The sequence below is a fragment of the Kitasatospora sp. NPDC092286 genome (genome assembly GCF_044755565.1).
Classification (GTDB): domain Bacteria; phylum Actinomycetota; class Actinomycetes; order Streptomycetales; family Streptomycetaceae; genus Kitasatospora.
The window spans coordinates 207917-228530 of the sequence record NZ_JBIVRD010000008.1 but is presented as its reverse complement, the minus strand read 5'-3'; the positions used below and the strand labels follow the sequence as shown (position 1 = coordinate 228530).

Annotated in this window: 19 protein-coding genes; 2 read left to right on the top strand and 17 right to left on the bottom strand. The window is 71.9% G+C overall.

The genetic code is table 11. The features are described 5' to 3' along the window. Positions 1-126 precede the first annotated feature (126 nt). The 16 genes from ACIQIB_RS10900 to pgsA all read right to left on the bottom strand — a co-directional run bounded on the left by ACIQIB_RS10900 (position 127) and on the right by pgsA (position 15851). On the bottom strand, positions 127-2628 hold the full coding sequence (locus ACIQIB_RS10900; protein ID WP_400757564.1) for a RelA/SpoT family protein: 2502 nt from the start codon (positions 2626-2628) through the stop codon (positions 127-129). A gap of 95 nt (positions 2629-2723) precedes the next feature. After that, positions 2724-3275, bottom strand: a complete 552-nt coding sequence (locus ACIQIB_RS10895) for an adenine phosphoribosyltransferase (protein ID WP_363614786.1) — start codon at positions 3273-3275, stop codon at positions 2724-2726. A 25-nt stretch (positions 3276-3300) separates the two neighbouring features. Then, entirely contained in the window at positions 3301-4407 is a 1107-nt protein-coding gene (gene secF / locus ACIQIB_RS10890) for a protein translocase subunit SecF (RefSeq protein ID WP_363614784.1), read from the bottom strand. Between the two features lie 4 nt (positions 4408-4411). Then, the gene (secD, locus tag ACIQIB_RS10885) at positions 4412-6148 is read right to left on the bottom strand and encodes a protein translocase subunit SecD (protein ID WP_400757563.1); all 1737 of its coding nucleotides are present in this window, start codon (positions 6146-6148) and stop codon (positions 4412-4414) included. Positions 6149-6295: 147 nt separating this feature from the next. Continuing rightward, positions 6296-6703 carry a preprotein translocase subunit YajC gene (gene yajC / locus ACIQIB_RS10880; protein WP_400653563.1) on the bottom strand — a complete coding sequence of 136 codons (408 nt, stop codon included), beginning with the start codon at positions 6701-6703 and terminating at the stop codon, positions 6296-6298. A gap of 250 nt (positions 6704-6953) precedes the next feature. After that, the gene (ruvB, locus tag ACIQIB_RS10875; protein WP_363614780.1) at positions 6954-8030 is read right to left on the bottom strand and encodes a Holliday junction branch migration DNA helicase RuvB; all 1077 of its coding nucleotides are present in this window, start codon (positions 8028-8030) and stop codon (positions 6954-6956) included. 54 nt (positions 8031-8084) lie between these two features. Beyond that, positions 8085-8696 carry a Holliday junction branch migration protein RuvA gene (gene ruvA / locus ACIQIB_RS10870; protein ID WP_363614778.1) on the bottom strand — a complete coding sequence of 204 codons (612 nt, stop codon included), beginning with the start codon at positions 8694-8696 and terminating at the stop codon, positions 8085-8087. Beyond that, complete coding sequence (gene ruvC / locus ACIQIB_RS10865) at positions 8693-9265, bottom strand: crossover junction endodeoxyribonuclease RuvC (protein WP_400757562.1); 573 nt, start codon at positions 9263-9265, stop codon at positions 8693-8695. The genes ruvA and ruvC overlap by 4 nt, the downstream gene beginning before the upstream one ends. A 114-nt stretch (positions 9266-9379) precedes the next feature. Next, positions 9380-10138 carry a YebC/PmpR family DNA-binding transcriptional regulator gene (locus ACIQIB_RS10860; RefSeq protein ID WP_209410139.1) on the bottom strand — a complete coding sequence of 253 codons (759 nt, stop codon included), beginning with the start codon at positions 10136-10138 and terminating at the stop codon, positions 9380-9382. A 79-nt stretch (positions 10139-10217) separates the two neighbouring features. Continuing rightward, positions 10218-10838, bottom strand: a complete 621-nt coding sequence (gene pdxT / locus ACIQIB_RS10855) for a pyridoxal 5'-phosphate synthase glutaminase subunit PdxT (protein WP_363614773.1) — start codon at positions 10836-10838, stop codon at positions 10218-10220. Positions 10839-10931: 93 nt separating this feature from the next. Further along, entirely contained in the window at positions 10932-11843 is a 912-nt protein-coding gene (gene pdxS / locus ACIQIB_RS10850; protein WP_030258885.1) for a pyridoxal 5'-phosphate synthase lyase subunit PdxS, read from the bottom strand. Between the two features lie 134 nt (positions 11844-11977). Next, positions 11978-12478, bottom strand: coding sequence for a hypothetical protein (locus ACIQIB_RS10845; RefSeq protein WP_363614788.1), 501 nt, complete (start codon positions 12476-12478; stop codon positions 11978-11980). A 98-nt stretch (positions 12479-12576) separates the two neighbouring features. Continuing rightward, on the bottom strand, positions 12577-12942 hold the full coding sequence (locus ACIQIB_RS10840) for a 5-carboxymethyl-2-hydroxymuconate Delta-isomerase (protein ID WP_400757561.1): 366 nt from the start codon (positions 12940-12942) through the stop codon (positions 12577-12579). Between the two features lie 58 nt (positions 12943-13000). Then, complete coding sequence (locus ACIQIB_RS10835) at positions 13001-14185, bottom strand: glycosyltransferase family 4 protein (RefSeq protein WP_400757560.1); 1185 nt, start codon at positions 14183-14185, stop codon at positions 13001-13003. A gap of 17 nt (positions 14186-14202) precedes the next feature. Continuing rightward, complete coding sequence (locus ACIQIB_RS10830; protein WP_400757567.1) at positions 14203-15207, bottom strand: phosphatidylinositol mannoside acyltransferase; 1005 nt, start codon at positions 15205-15207, stop codon at positions 14203-14205. Continuing rightward, complete coding sequence (pgsA, locus tag ACIQIB_RS10825; RefSeq protein WP_363614766.1) at positions 15204-15851, bottom strand: phosphatidylinositol phosphate synthase; 648 nt, start codon at positions 15849-15851, stop codon at positions 15204-15206. Before pgsA ends, ACIQIB_RS10830 begins: the two co-directional genes overlap by 4 nt. 277 nt (positions 15852-16128) lie before the next feature. On the opposite strand from pgsA, the gene ACIQIB_RS10820 reads away from it, so the two are divergent. Further along, positions 16129-18180, top strand: coding sequence for an elongation factor G-like protein EF-G2 (locus ACIQIB_RS10820; RefSeq protein ID WP_400757559.1), 2052 nt, complete (start codon positions 16129-16131; stop codon positions 18178-18180). A gap of 37 nt (positions 18181-18217) precedes the next feature. Here ACIQIB_RS10820 and ACIQIB_RS10815 read toward each other — a convergent pair whose 3' ends face one another. Continuing rightward, positions 18218-18652, bottom strand: a complete 435-nt coding sequence (locus ACIQIB_RS10815) for a thiol-disulfide oxidoreductase DCC family protein (RefSeq protein WP_400653567.1) — start codon at positions 18650-18652, stop codon at positions 18218-18220. A gap of 182 nt (positions 18653-18834) precedes the next feature. On the opposite strand from ACIQIB_RS10815, the gene ACIQIB_RS10810 reads away from it, so the two are divergent. After that, complete coding sequence (locus tag ACIQIB_RS10810; RefSeq protein WP_400653568.1) at positions 18835-20481, top strand: hypothetical protein; 1647 nt, start codon at positions 18835-18837, stop codon at positions 20479-20481. Positions 20482-20614 lie beyond the last annotated feature (133 nt).

Here is a 20614-nt window from a genome sequence, read left to right as displayed (position 1 = left end):
CGCTCCCTCAAACCCGAAAGATCATCGCGTCCAACAGCCACGGCCCTCGCAACTCCCACAGATCGCGGGTGTTGCGAGGACCGTTAGAACCCAAGGAGTCCCGGGGGCCTTTCCGTTGCCCCGGCCCTACTTGCGGGCCGAGGTGACGCGGTAGACGTCGTACACGCCCTCGACGCCGCGGACCGCCTTGAGGACGTGGCCGAGGTGCTTCGGGTCGCCCATCTCGAAGGTGAAGCGGCTCATCGCCACCCGGTCGCGGGAGGTCTGCACCGCCGCCGACAGGATGTTGACGTGCTGGTCGGACAGGACCCGGGTGACGTCCGAGAGGAGCCGGGACCGGTCCAGCGCCTCGACCTGGATGGCCACCAGGAAGACCGAGGACTGGGTGGCCGCCCACTCGACCTCTATCATCCGCTCGGGCTGCTGGCTGAGCGCCTCCACGTTGACGCAGTCGGCGCGGTGCACCGAGACGCCGTTGCCGCGGGTCACGAAGCCCACGATCGGGTCGCCCGGGACGGGGGTGCAGCAGCGGGAGAGCTTGACCCAGACGTCCTCGACGCCCTTGACGATGACACCCGGATCGCCCTTGGCCCGGCGGCGCACCGCCCGGCGGGTGTCGTGCGTCGGGGTGGCGGTCTCCGCGAGGTCCTCGGTGGCGCCCTCCTCCCCGCCGAGCGCCTGCACCAGCTTCTGCACGATGTTCTGCGCGGTGACGTGGCCCTCGCCGATCGCGGCGTACAGCGAGGAGATGTCGGGGTAGCGCATCTCGTGGGCCAGGGTGACCAGCGAGTCGCCGGTCAGGATCCGCTGGATCGGCAGGCCCTGCTTGCGCATCGCCCGGGCGATCGCGTCCTTGCCGTGCTCGATCGCCTCCTCGCGGCGCTCCTTGGAGAACCAGGCGCGGATCTTGTTGCGGGCCCGCGGCGACTTGACGAAGCCCAGCCAGTCCCGGGAGGGGCCGGCGTTCTCCGCCTTGGAGGTGAACACCTCGACGCTGTCGCCGTTCTCCAGGGTCGACTCCAGCGGCACCAGCCGCCCGTTGACCCGTGCCCCGATGCAGCGGTAGCCGACCTCGGTGTGGACGGCGAAGGCGAAGTCCACCGGGGTGGCACCGGCCGGCAGGGCTATGACGTCGCCCTTGGGCGTGAAGACGAAGACCTCGTTGTTGGAGAGGTCGAAGCGCAGCGACTCCAGGAACTCGCTCGGGTCCTCGGTCTCCTTCTGCCAGTCCAGCAGCTGCCGCAGCCAGGCCATCTCGTTGACGGCGCCGGCCTTGTCGTCCTTGCGGGTCTGGGCCGGGGTGTCGGTGCGGACCTTGGAGGCGCCGGCCACCGCGCGCTGCTTGTACTTCCAGTGCGCGGCGATGCCGTACTCGGCCCGGCGGTGCATGTCGAAGGTGCGGATCTGCAGCTCGACGGGCTTGCCGCCAGGACCGATCACCGTGGTGTGCAGCGACTGGTACATGTTGAACTTGGGCATCGCGATGTAGTCCTTGAACCGCCCCGGCACCGGGTTCCACCGCGCGTGGATGGTGCCCAGCGCCGCGTAGCAGTCGCGGACGGTGTCGACCAGGACCCGGATGCCCACCAGGTCGTAGATCTCGGCGAAGTCCCGGCCCCGGACGATCATCTTCTGGTAGACCGAGTAGTAGTGCTTCGGCCGGCCGGTGACCGAGGCGGTGATCCGGGCCCCGCGCAGATCGCCCTGGACCTGGTCGATGACGGTCGCCAGGTACTCGTCGCGCTTGGGCGCGCGCTCGGCGACCAGGCGGACGATCTCGTCGTACATCTTGGGGTAGAGGATCGCGAAGGCGAGGTCCTCCAGCTCCCACTTGATGGTGTTCATGCCCAGCCGGTGTGCCAGCGGGGCGTAGATCTCCAGCGTCTCGCGGGCCTTCTTCTCCTGCTTCTCCCGCTTGAGGTAGCGCATGGTGCGCATGTTGTGCAGGCGGTCGGCCAGCTTGATCACCAGGACCCGCGGGTCCTTGGCCATCGCGACGACCATCTTGCGGACGGTCTCGGCCTGCGCGGCCTCGCCGAACTTGACCCGGTCCAGCTTGGTGACGCCGTCCACCAGCAGGGCCACCGAGTCGCCGAAGTCCTTGCGGAGGGTCTCCAGGCCGTAGTCGGTGTCCTCGACGGTGTCGTGCAGCAGCCCGGCCATCAGGGTCGGGGCGTCCATACCCAGCTCGGCCAGGATGGTCGCGACGGCCAGCGGGTGGGTGATGTACGGGTCGCCGCTCTTGCGCTTCTGCCCGCGGTGCCACTTCTCGGCGACGGCGTAGGCCTTCTCGATGTCCCGCAGCAGGGCCGGGTCGGCCTTGGGGTCGTTCGCCCGGATCGAGCGGAACAGCGGTTCCAGCACCGGGTTGAGCACGCTGGAACGCTGGCCGCCGAGGCGGGCCAGGCGGGCGCGCATACCGCCGGAGGAGGAGGGGCGGGTGGCCGGAGCCACCGGGCGGGAGGAGGTCGGCGCCGGGCGTGCCGGGGTGGCCCCCGAGGGCGTGGGACGGTCTTCGGGGGCGGCCGCTGGGGCCGTGGGCACAACCTCGTCGGGCAAGGACACTCCTCGGGGCACCGGGCCTGCCCCTCGTACGGCTCGCACAACCGGGAGGGGATGAATCTTCATGGTACCGAGCCGGGCGCTCCGGTGTTCAGCCGCCCGGGCCCGGACACGCGAAGGGCGGCGGTCGGATGATCCGACCGCCGCCCTTCCGTCTGACCTCAGACCGTGACCAGCGTCTCCAGCGGAGCCCCGTTCAGGTGCCCGGAGAGCCGCTCGCGGCCGTCCAGGAAGCCCAGCTCCATCAGCACCACGACGCCCACCAGCTCGGCGCCGGCCTCCTTCACCAGGTCCAGCGAGGCGCCGATCGTACCGCCGGTGGCCAGCACGTCGTCCACCACCAGCACCCGCTCACCGGGTGCGAAGGCGTCGCACTGCACCTCCAGCGTCGCCGAGCCGTACTCCAGCTCGTACGAGCGCTGGAACACCTCGCCGGGCAGCTTGCCCTTCTTGCGGATCGGCACGAAGCCGAGCCCGGCCGCGAAGGCCGCCGGGGCCGCCAGCACGAAGCCGCGCGCCTCCAGGCCCACCACCTTGGTCGCGCCCAGGGCCGTCGCCCGGTCCGCCAGCGCCCGGGTGAGGGCCCCGAAGGCCTCGGCGTCGGCGAGCAGCGGCGCGATGTCCTTGAACAGCACACCCGGCTTCGGGTAGTCCGGGACGTCCCGGATCCGGCTGTTCAGCAGCTCGGTCAGGGCGATGTCGGCGGTGGTCACAAGAGTCCTTACGGTCGGGCGGGCTTCAGTGCTTGGTGGACGGACGGCCCTTGGCACGCACGGTACCGGCCGTGCCACGCTGACCGACCATACCCGCGGGCAGGTCGCCGTCGGCGAACTCCTCCCCCGCCGGCGTCCCCTCGCCCTCGGCGGCCGCCTTGGCGTCCGCGGCGCGGCGCTGGGCGACCCGCTTGGCGAGCGCCTTCATCTCCGGCTGCTCCTCCTTGAGCTGCGCCAGCAGCGGCGTGGCGACGCAGATCGAGGAGTAGGCACCGGCGGCGAGACCGATGAACAGCGCCAGCGAGATGTCGTTCAGGGTGCCGGCGCCCAGGAAGCCGCCGCCGATGAACAGCAGCGCGGCGACCGGCAGCAGGGCGACCACGGTGGTGTTGAGCGAGCGCACCAGGGTCTGGTTGAGGCCCATGTTGGCGGCCTCGCTGTAGGTGCGCTTGTTCTGCTTGGTGAGCCCCTTGGTGTTCTCCTTCACGGTGTCGAAGACGACGACCGTGTCGTAGAGCGAGTACCCGAGGATGGTCAGGAAGCCGATCACCGTACCGGGGGTGACCTCGAAGCCCACCAGGGCGTACACGCCGATGGTGATCAGGAGGTCGTGGATGAGGGCGACCAGCGCCGCCACCGCCATCCGCCACTCGAAGGCGATCGCCAGGTAGACCGTCACCAGCACCATGAAGATGATCAGGCCGGTGAGGGCCTTCTGGGAGATCTGCTTACCCCAGCTGGGGCCGATCACCTGGGTGTCGATCTCGGCGACCGGGACGCCGAGCTCCTTGGACAGCTGGTCGGTGAAGGTCGCCGCGGAGACCGTCTCCTCGTCCTCGGAGCTGACCTGGATGCGGATCTTGCCGTTGTCCGTCGACTGGACCAGCGCGTTGGAGTGGGCGATCTTGTTCGCCGCGTCCTGCGCCTGCGAGACGGTCAGCCCCGGCTTGTTGACGGTGTAGACCGAGCCGCCCTTGAACTCGATCCCCAGGTGCAGACCCATCGCCAGGCCGATCGCGGCGACCAGGACGATCACAGCGGAGATGCTGTACCAGAGCTTGCGGCGCCCGACGAAGTCGAAGCTGACCTCGCCCTGGTAGAGCCGGTGACCCAGATTGGAGAAGCGTGACACGGTGTCAGGCCTCCTTCACGGCGGCAGAGGAGGAGGAGCTGCGGCGACGGGTGCTGCGCAGCGGCGGGCGGGCGCCAAGGCGCTTCGGGTCCAGACCGGACCACGGGTGGCCGTCCGCGAAGAACTTGCGGCGGGCCAGCAGCGTGATCAGCGGCTTGGTGAAGAGGAAGATCACCACCACGTCGAGCGCGGTGGTCAGGCCCAGGGTGAAGGCGAAGCCCTGCACCTTGCCGACCGAGACCAGGTAGAGCACGGCGGCACAGAGGAAGGACACGAAGTCCGACACCAGGATGGTGCGCCGGGCGCGCGGCCAGGCCCGCTGGACCGCCGGGCGCAGCAGGGCGCCCTCGCGGACCTCGTCGCGGATGCGCTCGAAGTAGACGATGAAGGAGTCCGCGGTGATACCGATCGCGACGATCGCGCCGCAGACGGCCGGCAGGTTCAGCGCGAAGCCGATCCCCGCGCCGAGCAGGCTCATGATCGAGTAGGTCAGGGCCGCCGAGACGAGCAGACCGGCGATCGAGACCAGGCCGAGGCCGCGGTAGTACATCAGCGAGTACACGATCACCAGCAGCATGCCGATGGCGCCGGCGATCAGGCCGGCCTTCAGCTGGTCGCCGCCGAGCTGCGGGGAGACGGTGGTGACGTCGCTGGTGGTGAACTCCAGCGGCAGGGCGCCGAAGCTCAGCACGTTGGCGAGGCTCTGCGCCTCCGGCTGGCTGAAGCTGCCGGAGATCACGGCCGAGCCGCCGGGGATGGCGTTGCGCACGTACGGGTGGGAGACGACCTGGCCGTCCAGCACGATGGCGAACTGGTTGGTCGGGCTGGGCTGGGTGGCGAGCTGGCCGGTGACCGCCGTGAAGGCGTCGGTGCCGGTGCCGTTGAACTGGAGCTGGACCTGCCAGCCGGCACCCTGCTGGGTGTCGATGGTGGCCTGCGCCTTGGAGACGTCGGCGCCCTTCACCGCGACCGGGCCGAGGGCGAGCTTGTAGTAGACGCCCTGCTCGTCCTTCTGGGTGCAGGCGATGGCCGGCTGGTCGTCACCCGTCTGGAAGTTCTTGCGCTGCTCGGGCTTGGTGCAGTCGAGCTTGGCGAAGTCGGCCGCCAGCGCCGGCGGCACGGTGCCCTGGGTCATCGCGCTGGAGAGGTCCGGCGTGACCGGGTCGGTGGGAGCGCTCGGGGCGGCACTCCCGCCGGTGGTGGCGGACGGGGTGGCGTCGGCCGCGAGGGCCTCACTGGCCGCGCGGCCCTGCTTGGTGGCGCTCGGCGTGGCGGTGGTGGCACCCGCCGATGCCGTACCGGCGGCCGAGGGGGTCCCGCTCGGGGCCGGTGCCGGGGCGGCGATGCCGCTCGGCGCGAGGGCGAGGACGGGGCGGAAGAACAGCTTCGCGGTGGTTCCGACCTGGTCGACCGCGCTCTGCTTGTCACCGCCCTTGGGGATGTTGACGATGATGTTCTCGTCGCCCTGGGTCTGGACCTCCGCCTCGGAGACGCCCATCCCGTTGACACGCTGCTCGATGATCCCGGTCGCGATGTCCATGCTGGACTTGTTGATCGCCTTGGGGTCGGTCGACTTCGCGGTCAGCGTGATGCTGGTACCGCCTGCGAGGTCGATCCCGAGGCGGGGCTTGGTGTGGCCCGTCCCGAACATGAGGGCGACCAGTCCGACGGTGACGACCAGGATGAGGGCCAGTGCCCGCCCTGGGTAGCCGTCGCGCGGGCGCGACTTGGGTGCTGCCACCTTGCTCGTTTCTCCCTGTCCATGCCACCTCCCCGACCGGACCCCCGTCCGGCTCGCGGCGGGACGGGGGCATGGCGGATCTGCGGCCCTGAGGTCCTGTGGGCTCGCGGCACTGCGCCGCGCGGCCGGGCGGTTGCCCGGACCGTACTACTTGCTCGCGGAAGCCCCGCCCTCGACATCGCCCTTCGCGGCGCTGTCCTTGGTCAGCGTCAGCGGCTTGTCCTCGACCGGCTCGGCGTCGGCGTCCTCGGCCTCCGGCTCGGTCAGCTCGTCATCGGCGGGGCGGCCGTTGATGATCGCGTCGTACTCCTGCGGGTCCAGGACGGCCGCGATCGCGCTCTTGGTGAAGTGGGAGACCACACCGGGCGCGATCTCGAGCTCGACGGTCTCGTCGTTGATCGCCTTCACCTGGGCATACAGGCCGCCAATGGTGCGCACCCCCGCCCCGGGCTCCAGCGCCGTCTGCATCTGCTGCATCTGCTGCTGGCGCTTCTTCTGCGACCGGAACATGAGCACGATCGCGATGATCGGGAGGAGAAGGATGATGAGGTTCACTGCAGCCAGGGTCCTTTACGGGCCGCCGGCCGGCGGCCTGTGTGGTATTGGTCGGCCCGTCAGGTGAGAGGGGCGGTCCGGCGGAGTCTAGGCGACCCCGAACTGATCGGACAACGCCAAGCATCGCATCCTGCCACCGAAAGTGGCGACCCTCCGCCTGCACAGTTTCCCCGGAACTTCTCCCCCGGGCCCCTGCGCACAGGCCCGTTCGGGCCCCCGCGCCGGAGCCGGCCGGCCGCCCTTCACCCGTTCAGCCCTCGTCGGCCGGGAAAAGTTCCGCCTGTGGTGGCACCGTGCCCCGGGTGGTCTGGACCGGCGGGGTGAGCCCGAGGTGCTGCCAGGCGGCGGGGGTGGCGATCCGCCCGCGCGGAGTGCGGGCGAGCAGGCCCTCCCGGACCAGGAACGGCTCGGCGACCTCCTCGACCGTCTCGGCCTCCTCCCCCACGGCGACCGCCAGTGTCGACAAACCGACCGGGCCTCCGCCGAACAGCCGCAGCAGCGCGTCCAGCACCGCGCGGTCCAGCCGGTCCAGACCGCGGGCGTCCACCTCGTAGACGGCCAGCGCCTGGGCGGCGATCTCCGGGGTGACCACGCCGTCGTGCCGGACCTGGGCGTAGTCGCGGACCCGGCGCAGCAGCCGGTTGGCGATCCGCGGGGTGCCCCGGGAGCGGCCGGCGATCTCGGCGGCGCCGGCCGGGTCGATCTCGACGTCCAGCAGGGCGGCCGAGCGGTGCACCACCCGCTGGAGCTCGGCCGGCGCGTAGAACTCCATGTGCCCGGTGAAGCCGAACCGGTCGCGCAGCGGCGGCGGCAGCAGGCCGGCCCTGGTGGTGGCGCCGACCAGGGTGAACGGCGGCAGTTCCAGCGGAATGGCGGTGGCGCCCGGGCCCTTGCCGACGATCACGTCGACCCGGAAGTCCTCCATCGCCATGTAGAGCATCTCCTCGGCCGGCCGGGACATCCGGTGGATCTCGTCGAGGAAGAGCACCTCGCCCTCGGTGAGGGAGGAGAGGATCGCCGCGAGATCCCCCGCGTGCTGGATGGCCGGTCCCGAGGTGATCCGGATCGGGGCGCCCAGCTCGGCCGCGATGATCATGGAGAGGGTCGTCTTGCCGAGCCCGGGCGGTCCGCTGAGCAGCACGTGGTCCGGCGCGGTGCCGCGCTTGCGGGCGGCCTGGAGCACCAGGGAGAGCTGCTCGCGCACCCGCTCCTGGCCGATGAACTCGTCCAGCTGCTTGGGACGCAGCGCCGCCTCGACCGCCTGGTCCTCGCCGTCGGCGGCGGCCGTCACCAGCCGGTCGGCCGGTTCGGAGTCGTACGGGCTCATCGGTGCGGGCTCCAATGTCGACAAGGTGACAGATGGTCAGATCGCGCGGTGCTGTCAGCGGGCGCGGTTGAGGGTGCGCAGCGCCGCCCGGAGTAGGGCCCCGACGTCCGTGACGGACTGCGCCTCCGCCTCCGGGGTGACGGCGGTGACCGCCTCGTCCGCCTCGCGCGGCGCGTAGCCGAGGCCGACCAGCGCGGAGTGCAGCTGCTCGCTCCACGGCGCGGGCCCGGCGGCGATCGCCTTCTGGGCGGGGACGCTGCCGTGCGGGGCGCCGAGCTTGTCCTTGTACTCCAGCAGCAGCTTGGCGGCCTTGGCCTTGCCGATGCCGGGCACCGCGATCAGCGCCTTCTCGTTGCCCGAGGCGACGGCGGCACGCAGTTCGTCGGGGCTGTGCACGCCGAGCATCGCCTGGGCCAGGCGCGGTCCGACACCGGGCGCGGCCTGGAGGATCTCGAAGACGGCCCGCTCGTCGTCGTCGGCGAAGCCGTACAGGGTGAGCGAGTCCTCCCGGACGACCAGCGAGGTCGCGAGCCGGGCGGGTTCGCCGAGCCGCAGGCCCGCGGTGGTGGCGGGGGTGCACTGGACGGCCATGCCGACGCCACCGACCTCGACGACGACGGTCCCGCCGCTGATGGCGGCCACCGGGCCCTGGACGAAGGCGATCATCGGGTGGCTCCTCGGGGGGCGCGGACGGAGGACGGGCGGACGGCGGGCGGGCGGGGCGGCGCCGCCTTGGCGAGGGCGGCTGCGATCCGGTCGGTGGCGCCGCCGCGCCAGATGTGGCAGATGGCCAGCGCCAGCGCGTCGGCGGCGTCGGCCGGCTTGGGCGGGGCGTCGAGCCGCAGCAGGCGCTGCACCATGGCGGTGACCTGGGCCTTGTCGGCCCGGCCCGAGCCGGTGACGGCGGCCTTGACCTCGCTGGGGGTGTGCAGGGTGACGGGTATGCCGCGCCGGGTGGCGCAGAGCATCGCGACGGCGCTGGCCTGCGCGGTGCCCATCACGGTGCGGACGTTGTGCTGGGCGAAGACCCGCTCGACGGCGACCAGGTCGGGCCGGTGCTCGTCGAGCCAGCTCTCGATGCCCTGCTCGACCAGCAGCAGCCGCGGCCCGATCTCCGCGTCGGCGGGGGTGCGCACCACGCCCACCCCGACCATCCGCAGCGGCCGGCCCGGCGCACCGTCCACCACGCCGATACCGCACCTGGTCAGCCCCGGGTCCACACCCAGTACCCGCACTTCGGCCCCGCCTCTCGTCCTCGACCTGCGAAGGCTACCGTCCGGGTCCGACAACCCGACCGACGACACCGGCCCGGCGGTCCAGGGGACCACCGGGCCGGGGAGTGAGAACGATCACTCGGCGTCGAGCTGCGCACCGACCTCGTCGCTGATGTCGAAGTTGGCGAAGACGTTCTGCACGTCGTCGCTGTCCTCCAGGGCGTCGATCAGCTTCAGGATCTTGCGGGCGCCGTCGACGTCCAGCTCGACCTGCATGCTCGGGAGGAAGTTGGCCTCGGCCGAGTCGTAGTCGATACCGGCGTCGACCAGGGCGGTGCGGACGTCGACCATCTTCGAGGCCTCGGAGACGATCTCGAACGACTCGCCGAGGTCGTTGATCTCCTCGGGCTCCTGGTCCAGGACGACCTCGAAGAGCTTGTCCTCGTCCACGCCGTCGGCCTTGGGGACGATCACGACGCCCTTGCGGTTGAACAGGTAGGAGACCGAGCCCGGGTCGGCCATCGAGCCACCGTTGCGGGTCATCGCCACGCGCACGTCGGAGGCGGCGCGGTTGCGGTTGTCGGTGAGGCACTCGATGAGGACCGCGACACCGTTCGGGCCGTAGCCCTCGTACATGATCGTCGAGTAGTCGGCGCCGCCGGCCTCGGCGCCCGAACCGCGCTTGACGGCCCGGTTGATGTTGTCGATCGGGACCGAGCTCTTCTTCGCCTTCTGGATGGCGTCGTAGAGCGTCGGGTTACCCGCCGGGTCGCCGCCACCGGTGCGCGCCGCCACCTCGATGTTCTTGATCATCTTGGCGAAGAGCTTGCCGCGCTTGGCGTCGATCACGGCCTTCTTGTGCTTGGTGGTAGCCCACTTAGAGTGGCCGGACATCGCCAGCTCCTTTACGTCGCCAAAGGGAAATGAAACAGATGAGATCTTACCGGTGTCGTCACCACCGGATGGCACACGGTCAGCGCGCGGCGGCGAGGTGCTCCTCGACCATCGACACGAAGTAGCCGTGCACCCGGTGGTCACCGGTGAGCTCCGGGTGGAAGGAGGTCGCCAGCAGGTTGCCCTGGCGCACGGCCACGATCCGGCTCTCCGGGCCGTCGGCGGCCGGCAGCTCGGCCAGCACCTCGACACCCGCGCCCACCGACTCGACCCAGGGGGCGCGGATGAACACGCCCTGCACCGGGCCGTCGGTCAGACCCGCGAAGGTGACACCGGACTCGAAGGACTCGTTCTGGCGGCCGAAGGCGTTGCGGCGCACGGTCATGTCGATGCCGCCGACGGTCTCCTGGTCGTCCCGGCCGTCCAGGATCTTGTCGGCCAGCATGATCATGCCCGCGCAGGTGCCGTACACCGGCATGCCCGCGGCGACCCGTGCGCGCAGCGGGTCCATCACGCCGAACAGCAGCGCCAGCTTGGACATGGTGGTGGACTCCCCGCCGGGGATCACCAGCGCGTCGACCTCGGCCAGCTCCTCGGCACGGCGCACCGGGCGGGCGAGCGCGTCGGCCTCGGCCAGCGCGACCAGGTGCTCGCGGACGTCGCCCTGCAGGGCGAGGACGCCGATGACTGGAGTGCTCACGGTCTCAACCTCGTTCGATCGTTCTTCGGGAATACGTGGCGCGGCCCGCCGCGCGCCGAGGCGCTGCGGCGGGCCGGCCCGGGTCGCGGGTGACTACCAGCCGCGGTTGGCGTAGCGCTCGGTCTCCGGCAGGGTGTCGCAGTTGATGCCGACCATGGCCTCGCCCAGGTTGCGGGAGGCGTCGGCGATGATCTTCGGGTCGTCGAAGAAGGTGGTGGCCTTGACGATGGCGGCGGCGCGCTTGGCCGGGTCGCCCGACTTGAAGATGCCCGAGCCGACGAAGACGCCCTCGGCGCCCAGCTGGCGCATCAGCGCGGCGTCGGCCGGGGTGGCCACGCCACCGGCGGAGAACAGCACGACCGGCAGCTTGCCCAGCTCGGCGACCTCCTTGACCAGCTCGTACGGGGCGCGCAGCTCCTTGGCGGCGGCGTACAGCTCGTTGTTGTCGAAGCCGCGCAGCTTGGCGATCTCGTTCTTGATCTGGCGCAGGTGGCGGACGGCCTCGACCACGTTGCCGGTGCCGGCCTCACCCTTGGAGCGGATCATGGCCGCGCCCTCGGCGATGCGGCGCAGGGCCTCGCCCAGGTTGGTGGCGCCACAGACGAAGGGGGTGGTGAAGGCCCACTTGTCGGAGTGGTTGACCTCGTCGGCCGGGGTCAGCACCTCGGACTCGTCGATGTAGTCCACACCGAGCGACTGCAGGACCTGGGCCTCGACGAAGTGGCCGATCCGGGACTTGGCCATGACCGGGATCGAGACCGCGGCGATGATCTCCTCGATCATGTTCGGGTCCGACATGCGGGCGACGCCGCCGTCCTTGCGGATGTCGGCCGGAACCCGCTCCAGGGCCATGACGGCGACAGCGCCGGCGTCCTCGGCGATCTTGGCCTGCTCGGCGTTGACCACGTCCATGATCACACCGCCCTTGAGCTGCTCGGCCATGCCGCGCTTCACCCGGGCGGTACCGATCTGCGGCTGGTCTGCGGTGGTGGGGGTGGTGGACACGTGAGACCTCACTCGAAGATGAACCAGTGCTATCGCCCTATGGTAGGCGGAAGAAACGGCCCCTCCATGCGCCACCAAGTCCAGCCCGGCCCACGGGATACGACAAACAGGCCGGATCCGGACGCCGGGTCGGTTCAGGCCGGAGCGCCCTCGGGGGTGAGCGCCGGCGGCGGCGTGTCGTCCATCTCGAAGGCCATCGGGAAGGGCGCCTTGCCCGCCAGCCGGAAGTACCGCACCAGCCGGTGCTCGCGCACCGCCCGGGCCGCGCGCACCGCGTCGTTGTGGAACCGGCGGGCCAGCGGCACCCGGCGCACCGCCGCCGTCAGGTCCTTCACCGCCTCCTCGCCGCCCGGCTCGGCCACCAGCACGGCGACCTGCTCCGACTCGGCGAGCACCGCCCGCAGGGCCAGGCTCAGCTGACTCTCCGCCACCTCGCGCTGCTCGTCCTCGGCCTGCCGGGCGGCGTGCGCGGCGTCCAGCAGCAGCAGCGAGGCCGCCGGGTCCAGCAGGGAGGAGGTCGCCAGCTCCATCGCGACCGAGGCCCGGCGGACCAGCTGCGCGTCCAGCGCCGCCCTGGCGGCGTCGATCCGCGCGTGCAACCGGTCCAGCCGGCCGGCCGTCCAACTCAGGTACATGCCGAACAGCACCACGGCCACGCCGGCCCAGATCCAGGTAGTCACGGGGCGCTACGCTACCGGGTTCCGGGGCCCCGGCCTCGGACGGTGCCGCCGCGTCAGCCCTCGGCGACGGTGCTGCGGTAACTGTCGCGGTCGATCTCGGTGATGTTCACCGCGGTGTACAGCCGGGTGCCGGCCGCCGGCGCGATGTGCTCGGCCAGCAGCGCCAGGACGGCCTCGCTGAGCGCCGCCTTGGCCTCCGGCGAGCGGCCGGGGAAGATCTGGAACTCCACGAACACCTGGGTGTCGGGGCCCGTGCTCTCGCCCACCACGAAGTCGTCGATCCGGCGGAAGAGCGTCTTGCACGCCTGCGGCGAGGCGTTGATCGTCTTCACGGTGAGCCCGGTGATCGCCACCCCCAGCGCCCCGGGGTCGAAGGAACCCGCCAGGCTCGGCGAGTAGTCGACGGAGATCTGCGGCATGGGGTCCTCCGAGGTCGGGGTGTGCCGGACGGGTCGTCCGGCACACCCTAACCGCCGGTCAGTCCCGGGCCAGGCCGAACCGGCCGCGGCGCCCGCTGCGCTCGTCCTCCTCGACCACGGCCGCCGCGCCCGCGGTCACCGTCTCGTACACCGCCAGGATGTCGGCGCCGACCGTCGACCAGTCGAACCGCCGCACATGCCGGGACGCCGCCTTGCGCAACTCCTCCAGCCGGCCCGGGTCCCCCAGCAGCCGCAGCGCCGTCCGGGCCAGCACGTCCGCGTCCTCCACCGGGAACAGCTCGCCCGCGTCGCCGCCGTCCAGCACCTGCTTGAACGCGTCCAGGTCGCTGGCCAGCACCGGAGCCCCCGCCGACATCGCCTCGACCAGGATGATCCCGAAGCTCTCGCCACCGGTGTTCGGCGCCACGTACAGGTCCACGCTGCGCAGCAGCCGCGCCTTGTCCCGGTCGCTCACCATGCCGAGGAACTCCACCTGTCGGCGGACCTCGGGCGCCAGACCCGCGACGGCCTCCTCCTCGTCGCCCTTGCCGGCCACCAGCAGCCGCACCCCGGGCCGCTCGGCCAGGATCCTCGGCAGCGCGGCCAGCAGCGTCGGCAGGCCCTTGCGCGGCTCGTTGATCCGGCCGATGAAGCCGATCGTGCCGGGCTCGCCGGCGGCCGCGCCACCGGTCCAGCGCGGGTCCGGCTCGGCCTCGGCGAAGAACCCGACATCCACCCCGTTGGGGATCACCACCGCGTCGCCGCCCAGGTGCTCGACCAGGGTCCGCCGGGCGTACTCGCTCACCGCGATCCGGGCCCGCATCTTCTCCAGGCCCGGCTGGAGGATCGGCGAGGCCGCGATCATCGCCCGCGAACGCGGGTTGGACGTGTGGAAGGTCCCCACCATCGGCCCGGACGCCGACCAGGCGGCCAGCATCGACAGACTCGGCGAGGCCGGCTCGTGCACGTGGAGGATGTCGAACCGCCCGTCGTGCAGCCACCGCCGCACCCGCGCCGCCGACAGGATGCCGAAGCTCAGCCGCGCCACCGAGCCGTTGTACGGCACCGCCACCGCCCGCCCGGCCGAGACCACGTACGGCGGCAGCGCCTCGTCGTCCTCGGCGGGTGCCAGCACCGACACCTCGTGGCCGAGGCCGATCAGGTGCTCGGCCAGGTCCCGGATGTGGAACTGCACCCCGCCGGGGACGTCCCAGTCGTACGGGCAGACGATGCCGATCTTCACTGGTTCCTCATGCTCCTTCAGGGCCCGGAGGCCTCGGCGGCGGGCTCGCCGACCTGCTCCGCGGCGGGCCTGACGACCTTCGACGGCTGTGCGGCGGGCACCCCCACGGTCTCACGGACCGGGAGGTCGGCCAGCCAGAACCGTTGCAGCATGTGCCAGTCCTCGGGGTGCTCGCGGATCCCCTCCGCCCAGACGTCCGCCATCGCCTGCACCATCGCTTGGGTCTTCGCCTTGCGGTCGCCCTCCGCCGGAGGCACGACCTCCGGGTGGATCCGCGCCCGCAGCACCGGGCCGTCGTACCAGAGCGTCACCGGCATCAGCGCCGCGCCGGTCCGCTGGCAGAGCGCCGCCGGGCCGGCCGGCATCCTGGTCGCCTCGCCGAAGAAGGACACCTCGATGCCCGCCTCCGAGAGGTCCCGGTCGCCCACCAGGCAGACCATCCGGCCCTCGCGCAGCCGGCGGGCCAGCGTGCCGATCACATTGACCCCGCCGCCGGTCAGCGCCAGGACCTCCATGCCCAGACTCTCCCGGAACGCCACGAACCGGTCGAACAGCCGCTCCGGCTTCAGCCGCTCCGCGACCGTGGTGAACGGGTATCCCTCGGAGGCCACCCAGGCGCCCGCCAGATCCCAGTTGCCCGAGTGCGGCAGGGCGATGACCGCGCCGCGGCCCGAGTCCAGCGTCGCCCGCAGCTGCTCGAAACCCTCCACCTGGACATCCCGGGCGATCCGCTCCCGGCTCCACACCGGCAGCCGGAAGGACTCCATCCAGTACCGCATGTAGGAGCGCATCCCGGCCCGCGACAGCTCCCGCAGCCGTGCCCCGTCCGCCTCCGGGCAGACCCGCCGCAGATTCGCCTCCAGCTGCAGCACCCGCTTGCCGCGCTTGCGCCACGCGTAGTCGGCGATCCGGTCGAACAGACCGCGCGCGGCCGGCTCCGGCAGGTGCTTCAACGCCGTCCAGCCCAGCGCGTACGCCGAGTACACCAGTCGGTCCTTCACCGAAGGCCCGCCCCCCTTCAGCTCCCGGCCGCCACACGGTCGGCCTCGAACGCCTCCCGGCGCACCGTCACCATCCGCTGGACGACGGTCACCAGGCTGCCCGCCGCCACCAGCCACAGCGCGACCGGCAGCAGCCACTCCACGTACGGCACACCGAACGTGTGCAGACCCGCGACACCGGCCGCGACCAGGCTGATCACCAGCCGCTCGGCCCGTTCCACCAGCCCCGACACATCACACGGCAGACCCTGGCTCTCCGCCCTCGCCTTGGTGTACGACACCACCAGACCGCTCGCCAGACAGAAGATCGCCACCGCGCAGAGCAGGTTGTTGTCACCCTTGCCCGCGTACCACATCGCCAGTCCGCCGAAGATCGCCGCGTCGGCCACCCGGTCCAGCGTGGAGTCCAGGAACGCGCCCCACTTGGAACTCCGCCCCAGCTGGCGCGCCATGTTCCCGTCCACCAGGTCCGAGAAGATGAACAGCGTGATCGTGATGGTGCCCCAGAAGAACTCCCCGCGGGGGAAGAACACCAGCGCACCGGCCACCGAACCGGCCGTACCGATCAGCGTCACGGCGTCCGGGCTCACGCCCAGCCGGATCAGAAACGCGGCGAACGGGGTCAGGACACGTGTGAAGAAGGCACGCGCGTATTTGTTGAGCATGGCCTTCCCGACCGCTCCGATCTCCCTGGTACCCGCCTGGCGCCAGAGTGCGGCAGACGGCCGGACGGATCAGCCCACCCGGCGCACCCATCGTAGCCACGCCGGGGACACCCTCCGGCGCACCGCACCGCCCGCCGGCCCCCGACGCCCGCCCCACCGGCACCCCCGGCGCACGGGCACACACACGCGGTGACCGCGCCGCCGTACGACACGCGGCCTCGCGAACACCGCACCTAGACTCGTCACGACAGCCTCGGCGCGACGGGAGGAGACCCCGATGCCCGACCGCAGCACCGCCCGAGCCGGCCAGGCGCCCACCGTCACCGGCCCCCGCAATCTGCGCAACGTCGTCCTCATCGGCTGCAGCGGCGTGGGCAAGACCACTCTCGCCGAATCCCTCGCCCTCACCGCCGGCGCCATCGGCCGCCCCGGACGCGTCACCGACGGCACCACCGTCTCCGACCACGAGGAGATCGAGCACCAGCAGCAGCGCTCCGTCCAGCTCTCGGTGCTCCCGCTCGAATGGAACGGCGTCAAGGTCAACCTGCTGGACCCGCCCGGCCACCCCGACTTCGCCGCCGACCTGCGCGCCGCCCTGCACGCCGCCGACGGCGCCGTCTTCGTCGTCTCCGCCACCGACCCGGTCACCGCCCCCACCCGCGCCCTCTGGCGCGAGTGCGCCGCCGAGGGCATCCCCCGCGCCATCGCCGTCGCCAAACTCGACATCGCCCGCAGCGGCTTCGACGACATCCTCACCGCCTGCCACGACGCCTTCGGCCTGGGCCCCGACACCCTGCGCCCGCTCTACCTGCCCGTCCACCACGACGGCCACCCCGCCGGCACCGTCGACCTGCTCACCGGCCGCACCTACGGCCGGGCCGCCCCGCTGCCCGACACCAGCGCCGCCCGGGAGAGCCTCGTCGAGGCCATCTCCGGCCAGGACGACACCCTGATGGAGCGCTACCTCGCCGGCGAACCCCTCGACACCGACGCCCTCGAGGCCGGCCTGCGCCGCGAAGTCCTCGCCTGCACCCTCCACCCCGCCCTGCCCACCACCGACACCGGCATCGGCACCGCCGAACTCCTCGACCTCGTCACCACCGCCTTCCCCGACCCCACCGAACGCACCCGCCCCGGCCCCGACTGCGACCCCGACGCCCCGCTCGTCGCCCAGATCGTCCGCGTCACCGGCGACACCTACGTCGGCCGGATCAGCCTGCTGCGCGTCTACGCCGGCACCCTGCGCCCCGACACCCGGATCCACCTCGCCAGCCCCGAGCACCCCGCCGACCAGAACGGCGACGAGCGCGTCACCGGCCTCAGCAGCCCCTTCGGCAAACTCCAGCGGCCCGTCCCGCACGCCACCGCCGGCGACCTCGTCTGCGCCGCCAAACTCACCACCGCCCGGGCCGGCGACACCGTCCACGAGCCCGGCCGGCCGGTCGAACTCGACGGCTGGCCCCTCCCCGAGCCTCTGCTCCCGATCGCCGTCGAGGCCCACAGCAAGGCCGACGACGACAGGCTCTCGCAGGCCCTCGCCCGTCTCACCGCCGAGGACCCGGCTCTCCGCCTCGAACAGAACCCCGACACCCACCAGCTCGTCCTCTGGTGCACCGGCGAGGCCCACGCCGAGGTCGTCCTCGACCGCCTGCGCGGCCGCCACGGCGTCCACGTCGACACCGTCGAGCACCAGGTCGCCCTGCGCGAGACCTTCGGCACCGCCGCCACCGGCCACGGCCGCCTGGTCAAGCAGTCCGGCGGCCACGGCCAGTACGCCATCTGCGACCTGGAGGTCGAGCCCCTCCCCGCCGGCTCCGGCTTCGAGTTCCAGGAGCACGTCGTCGGCGGCTCCGTCCCCAAACACTTCATCCCCTCGGTCGAGAAGGGCGTCCGCGCCCAGCTCGCCAAGGGTGTCGCCACCGGGCACCCGCTCGTCGACGTCCGGGTCACGCTCACCGACGGCAAGGCGCACTCCGTCGACTCCTCCGACTCCGCCTTCCAGACCGCCGCCGCCCTCGCCCTGCGCGACGCCGCCGAGCACGCCGTCATCCGGCTGCTCGAACCCGTCGCCGCCGTCACGGTCCTGCTGCCCGACAACTACCTCGGCGCCGTCCTCGGCGACCTCTCGGCCCGCCGCGGCCGTGTCCTCGGCACCGAGACCGGCGGCCCCGGCCTCACCCTGCTGCGCGCCGAGGTCCCCGAGCTCGAACTGAACCGTTACCCCGTCGACCTGCGCTCGCTCACCCACGGCACCGCCGAGTTCTCCCGCGCCCGGCTGCGCCACGAACCCATGCCCGCCGCCCTCGCGGCCCGCTTCACCGACGGCTGACCGGGCCCGGGCCGCGGCTCGCGCCGCAGAAGACGCCCTACCGCCGCGGCAGCGCGCACGCCGGTGTGCCGCCCGGCATCCGGTCGCGGTTCCGGGCCACCCAGCGGTACACCACGGCCGCCACCGGCCGCACCGGCGCCAGCGCCAGCACCCCGCCCAGATACGCCCAGACCCCGCCCGAGCGCATCAGCAGCCGCGCCACCGCCTGCGCCCCGCCGTACACCCGGCCCGCCGGCGTCACCCAGAGCACCTCGCGCTCCGCGCGCTCCGCGTTCACCTCTCCACGCCCCCCGGCCGCGGCATCCAGCGCCGCCAGGTCCGCGAACTGGAACGGCACCGCCTCCCAGCCCCCCGAGGCCAGGGTCTGCCGCAGATACCGCTCCGCCCAGTTCGCGCACGTCGTACAGAACGCGCAGTCCCCGTCGAAGACCAGTACCGGATCCTTCACCACAGGCCCCTTCGAACGCACCATGCCCCCATCGTGCACCATCACGGCCGCCGGTCCGCCGCAGGGGCATCGACTGCCCGAAACATGGGCATCATGCCCCACAGGCCCGCCGCGGCCCGATCGTGACGGCACTTCAGACGATCATCCGCGCGCCGGCACTGCGGCACGGTACCCTGCCGCTGACAAGGGGAGGAGGGGACGCCACCGTGACCACACTCGACATGACCCCGGGTGCGCAGATACCCCGGACCGACGCGGGCCCGCAGACCGCCGTCACCCAGGCGCTCTCCTCGGCGGCCTACCGGGACGGCGAGATCTCCGAGTTCGTCGGGAAGGTGACCGCGGCCACCGAGAAGAAGGGCCGCTTCTCACTCTTCCGGCCCAACCTCGGCGAGGCCTTCAGCCGTGCCGTCATCGCCCGCACCCTCGGTGCCGGACGCAAACCCGTCGTGCCCTCCTTCGGGACCGACACCCGCCAGATCGTCGAGCACTGCCTCGCCGCACAGGAAATCCGCGACGCCCGCGACCGTCGGCTCACCACCATCACCGTCGTCACCGGCGTCCTCTTCCTGCCCGGCACCCTGATCTGGCTCGCCGCGTTCCAGCTCCGCGCCTGGCTCAAGAAGGACAGCCCCGACCGGGCCGGCCTCTACGGCGGTCTCGTCCTCGTCGGGGCGGCCGCCATCGCCGTACTGCTCGCCCTGCGACCGCCCGCCGGCGGCCTGTTCGGCATCTATCTGCGTGTGGTCATGCTCGCCCCGGTCATCGGCTGGTACCTCGCCAAACGGATCGTGCTGCGCACCACCGAGGACCTGCGCGCCCGCTGGCAGGCCCTCGTCGAGGGCAGTGCCGTCGCCGCCACCGTGCCCAAGGCCGTCCCCCGGGACGACCTCGACAAGAAGGCCGCCGACCTGCGCGCCAAGCTCGGCCGTCTGGAGGCCGAGCAGGAGACCAACGTCCAGCACTACGCCGGCCCCAAGGGGATCCTCGGTGTCGGAAAGCGCTGGGGCGAGTGGCGGCTCATCGACGTGCTGCAACCCGCCGAGGGTCACGCCGACTTCCGGGCCTTCCACCCCTGGGACCTGGTCCGCAAGATCGCCGGCCGGCTCAAGGGCCTGGGCATCAGCGAGGTCGCCAACAGCGGTATGACCAACGTCTCGGTGAAGCAGTGGGTGGTCCTCGAAGTCGGCGAGAGCGCCGACGAGATCAGCCGGCCCGGCGGTGCCGACATGGACGGCGACCGGATGCGCGAGTTCGCCGTCCAGACCGTCGCCGACCGGCAGACCTTCGCCGGCGGCGGTCCCCGGCACTACCTCGCCACCCAGTTCATCACCTTCGACGGCAAGCTGATCATCACCTTCACCGTGACCGTCACCGTGCTCGCCAACACCCTGACGGTCACGGTCGCCGGCTACGCCCTCGGCCCGGTCAACGGCGTCTTCTTCGACAAGCCCAAGCCGAAGGAGAAGACCGAACCGAAGACCGGCAAGTTCTGGGAGGAGCGCACCATCCAGCTCCCCCTGATCGACAACGACGAGGTGGTGCGCCAGGCCGTCCGCGCGCCGTTGGTGCGCGCCCCCGGTCTGCTCTCCTGGCTCGGCGGCGGCCTCGGCCTGCCCGAGCCGTTCGGCCTGCGGCACGCCTGGGCCTCGCCGCCGTGGGGCAGCCGGTTCATGACCGACAACGCGCTCAACGCCTCCGTCCCGGTGCTCAGCGCGGTGCACGCGGCCACGCTGGAGTTCCTGGAGGAGCACGACCTGGACACCGACCGCTTCAAGAACCGTGCCTCGATCATCAAGTCCGAGGCACAGGGCACCCGCCCGTTCCGCGTCGACAGCTACGACGCCGGCTGAGCGATGTGCGGAGGGGCCCGCCCCCGGGCGGGCGGGGGGGGGGCCCCCCCCCCCGGCCCGGGGGGGGGGGGGGCCCCCCCCCCCGGCGCCCCCCACCGCCCCCAAATTCCGGGGGGCCCCCCCACGAGTCGCC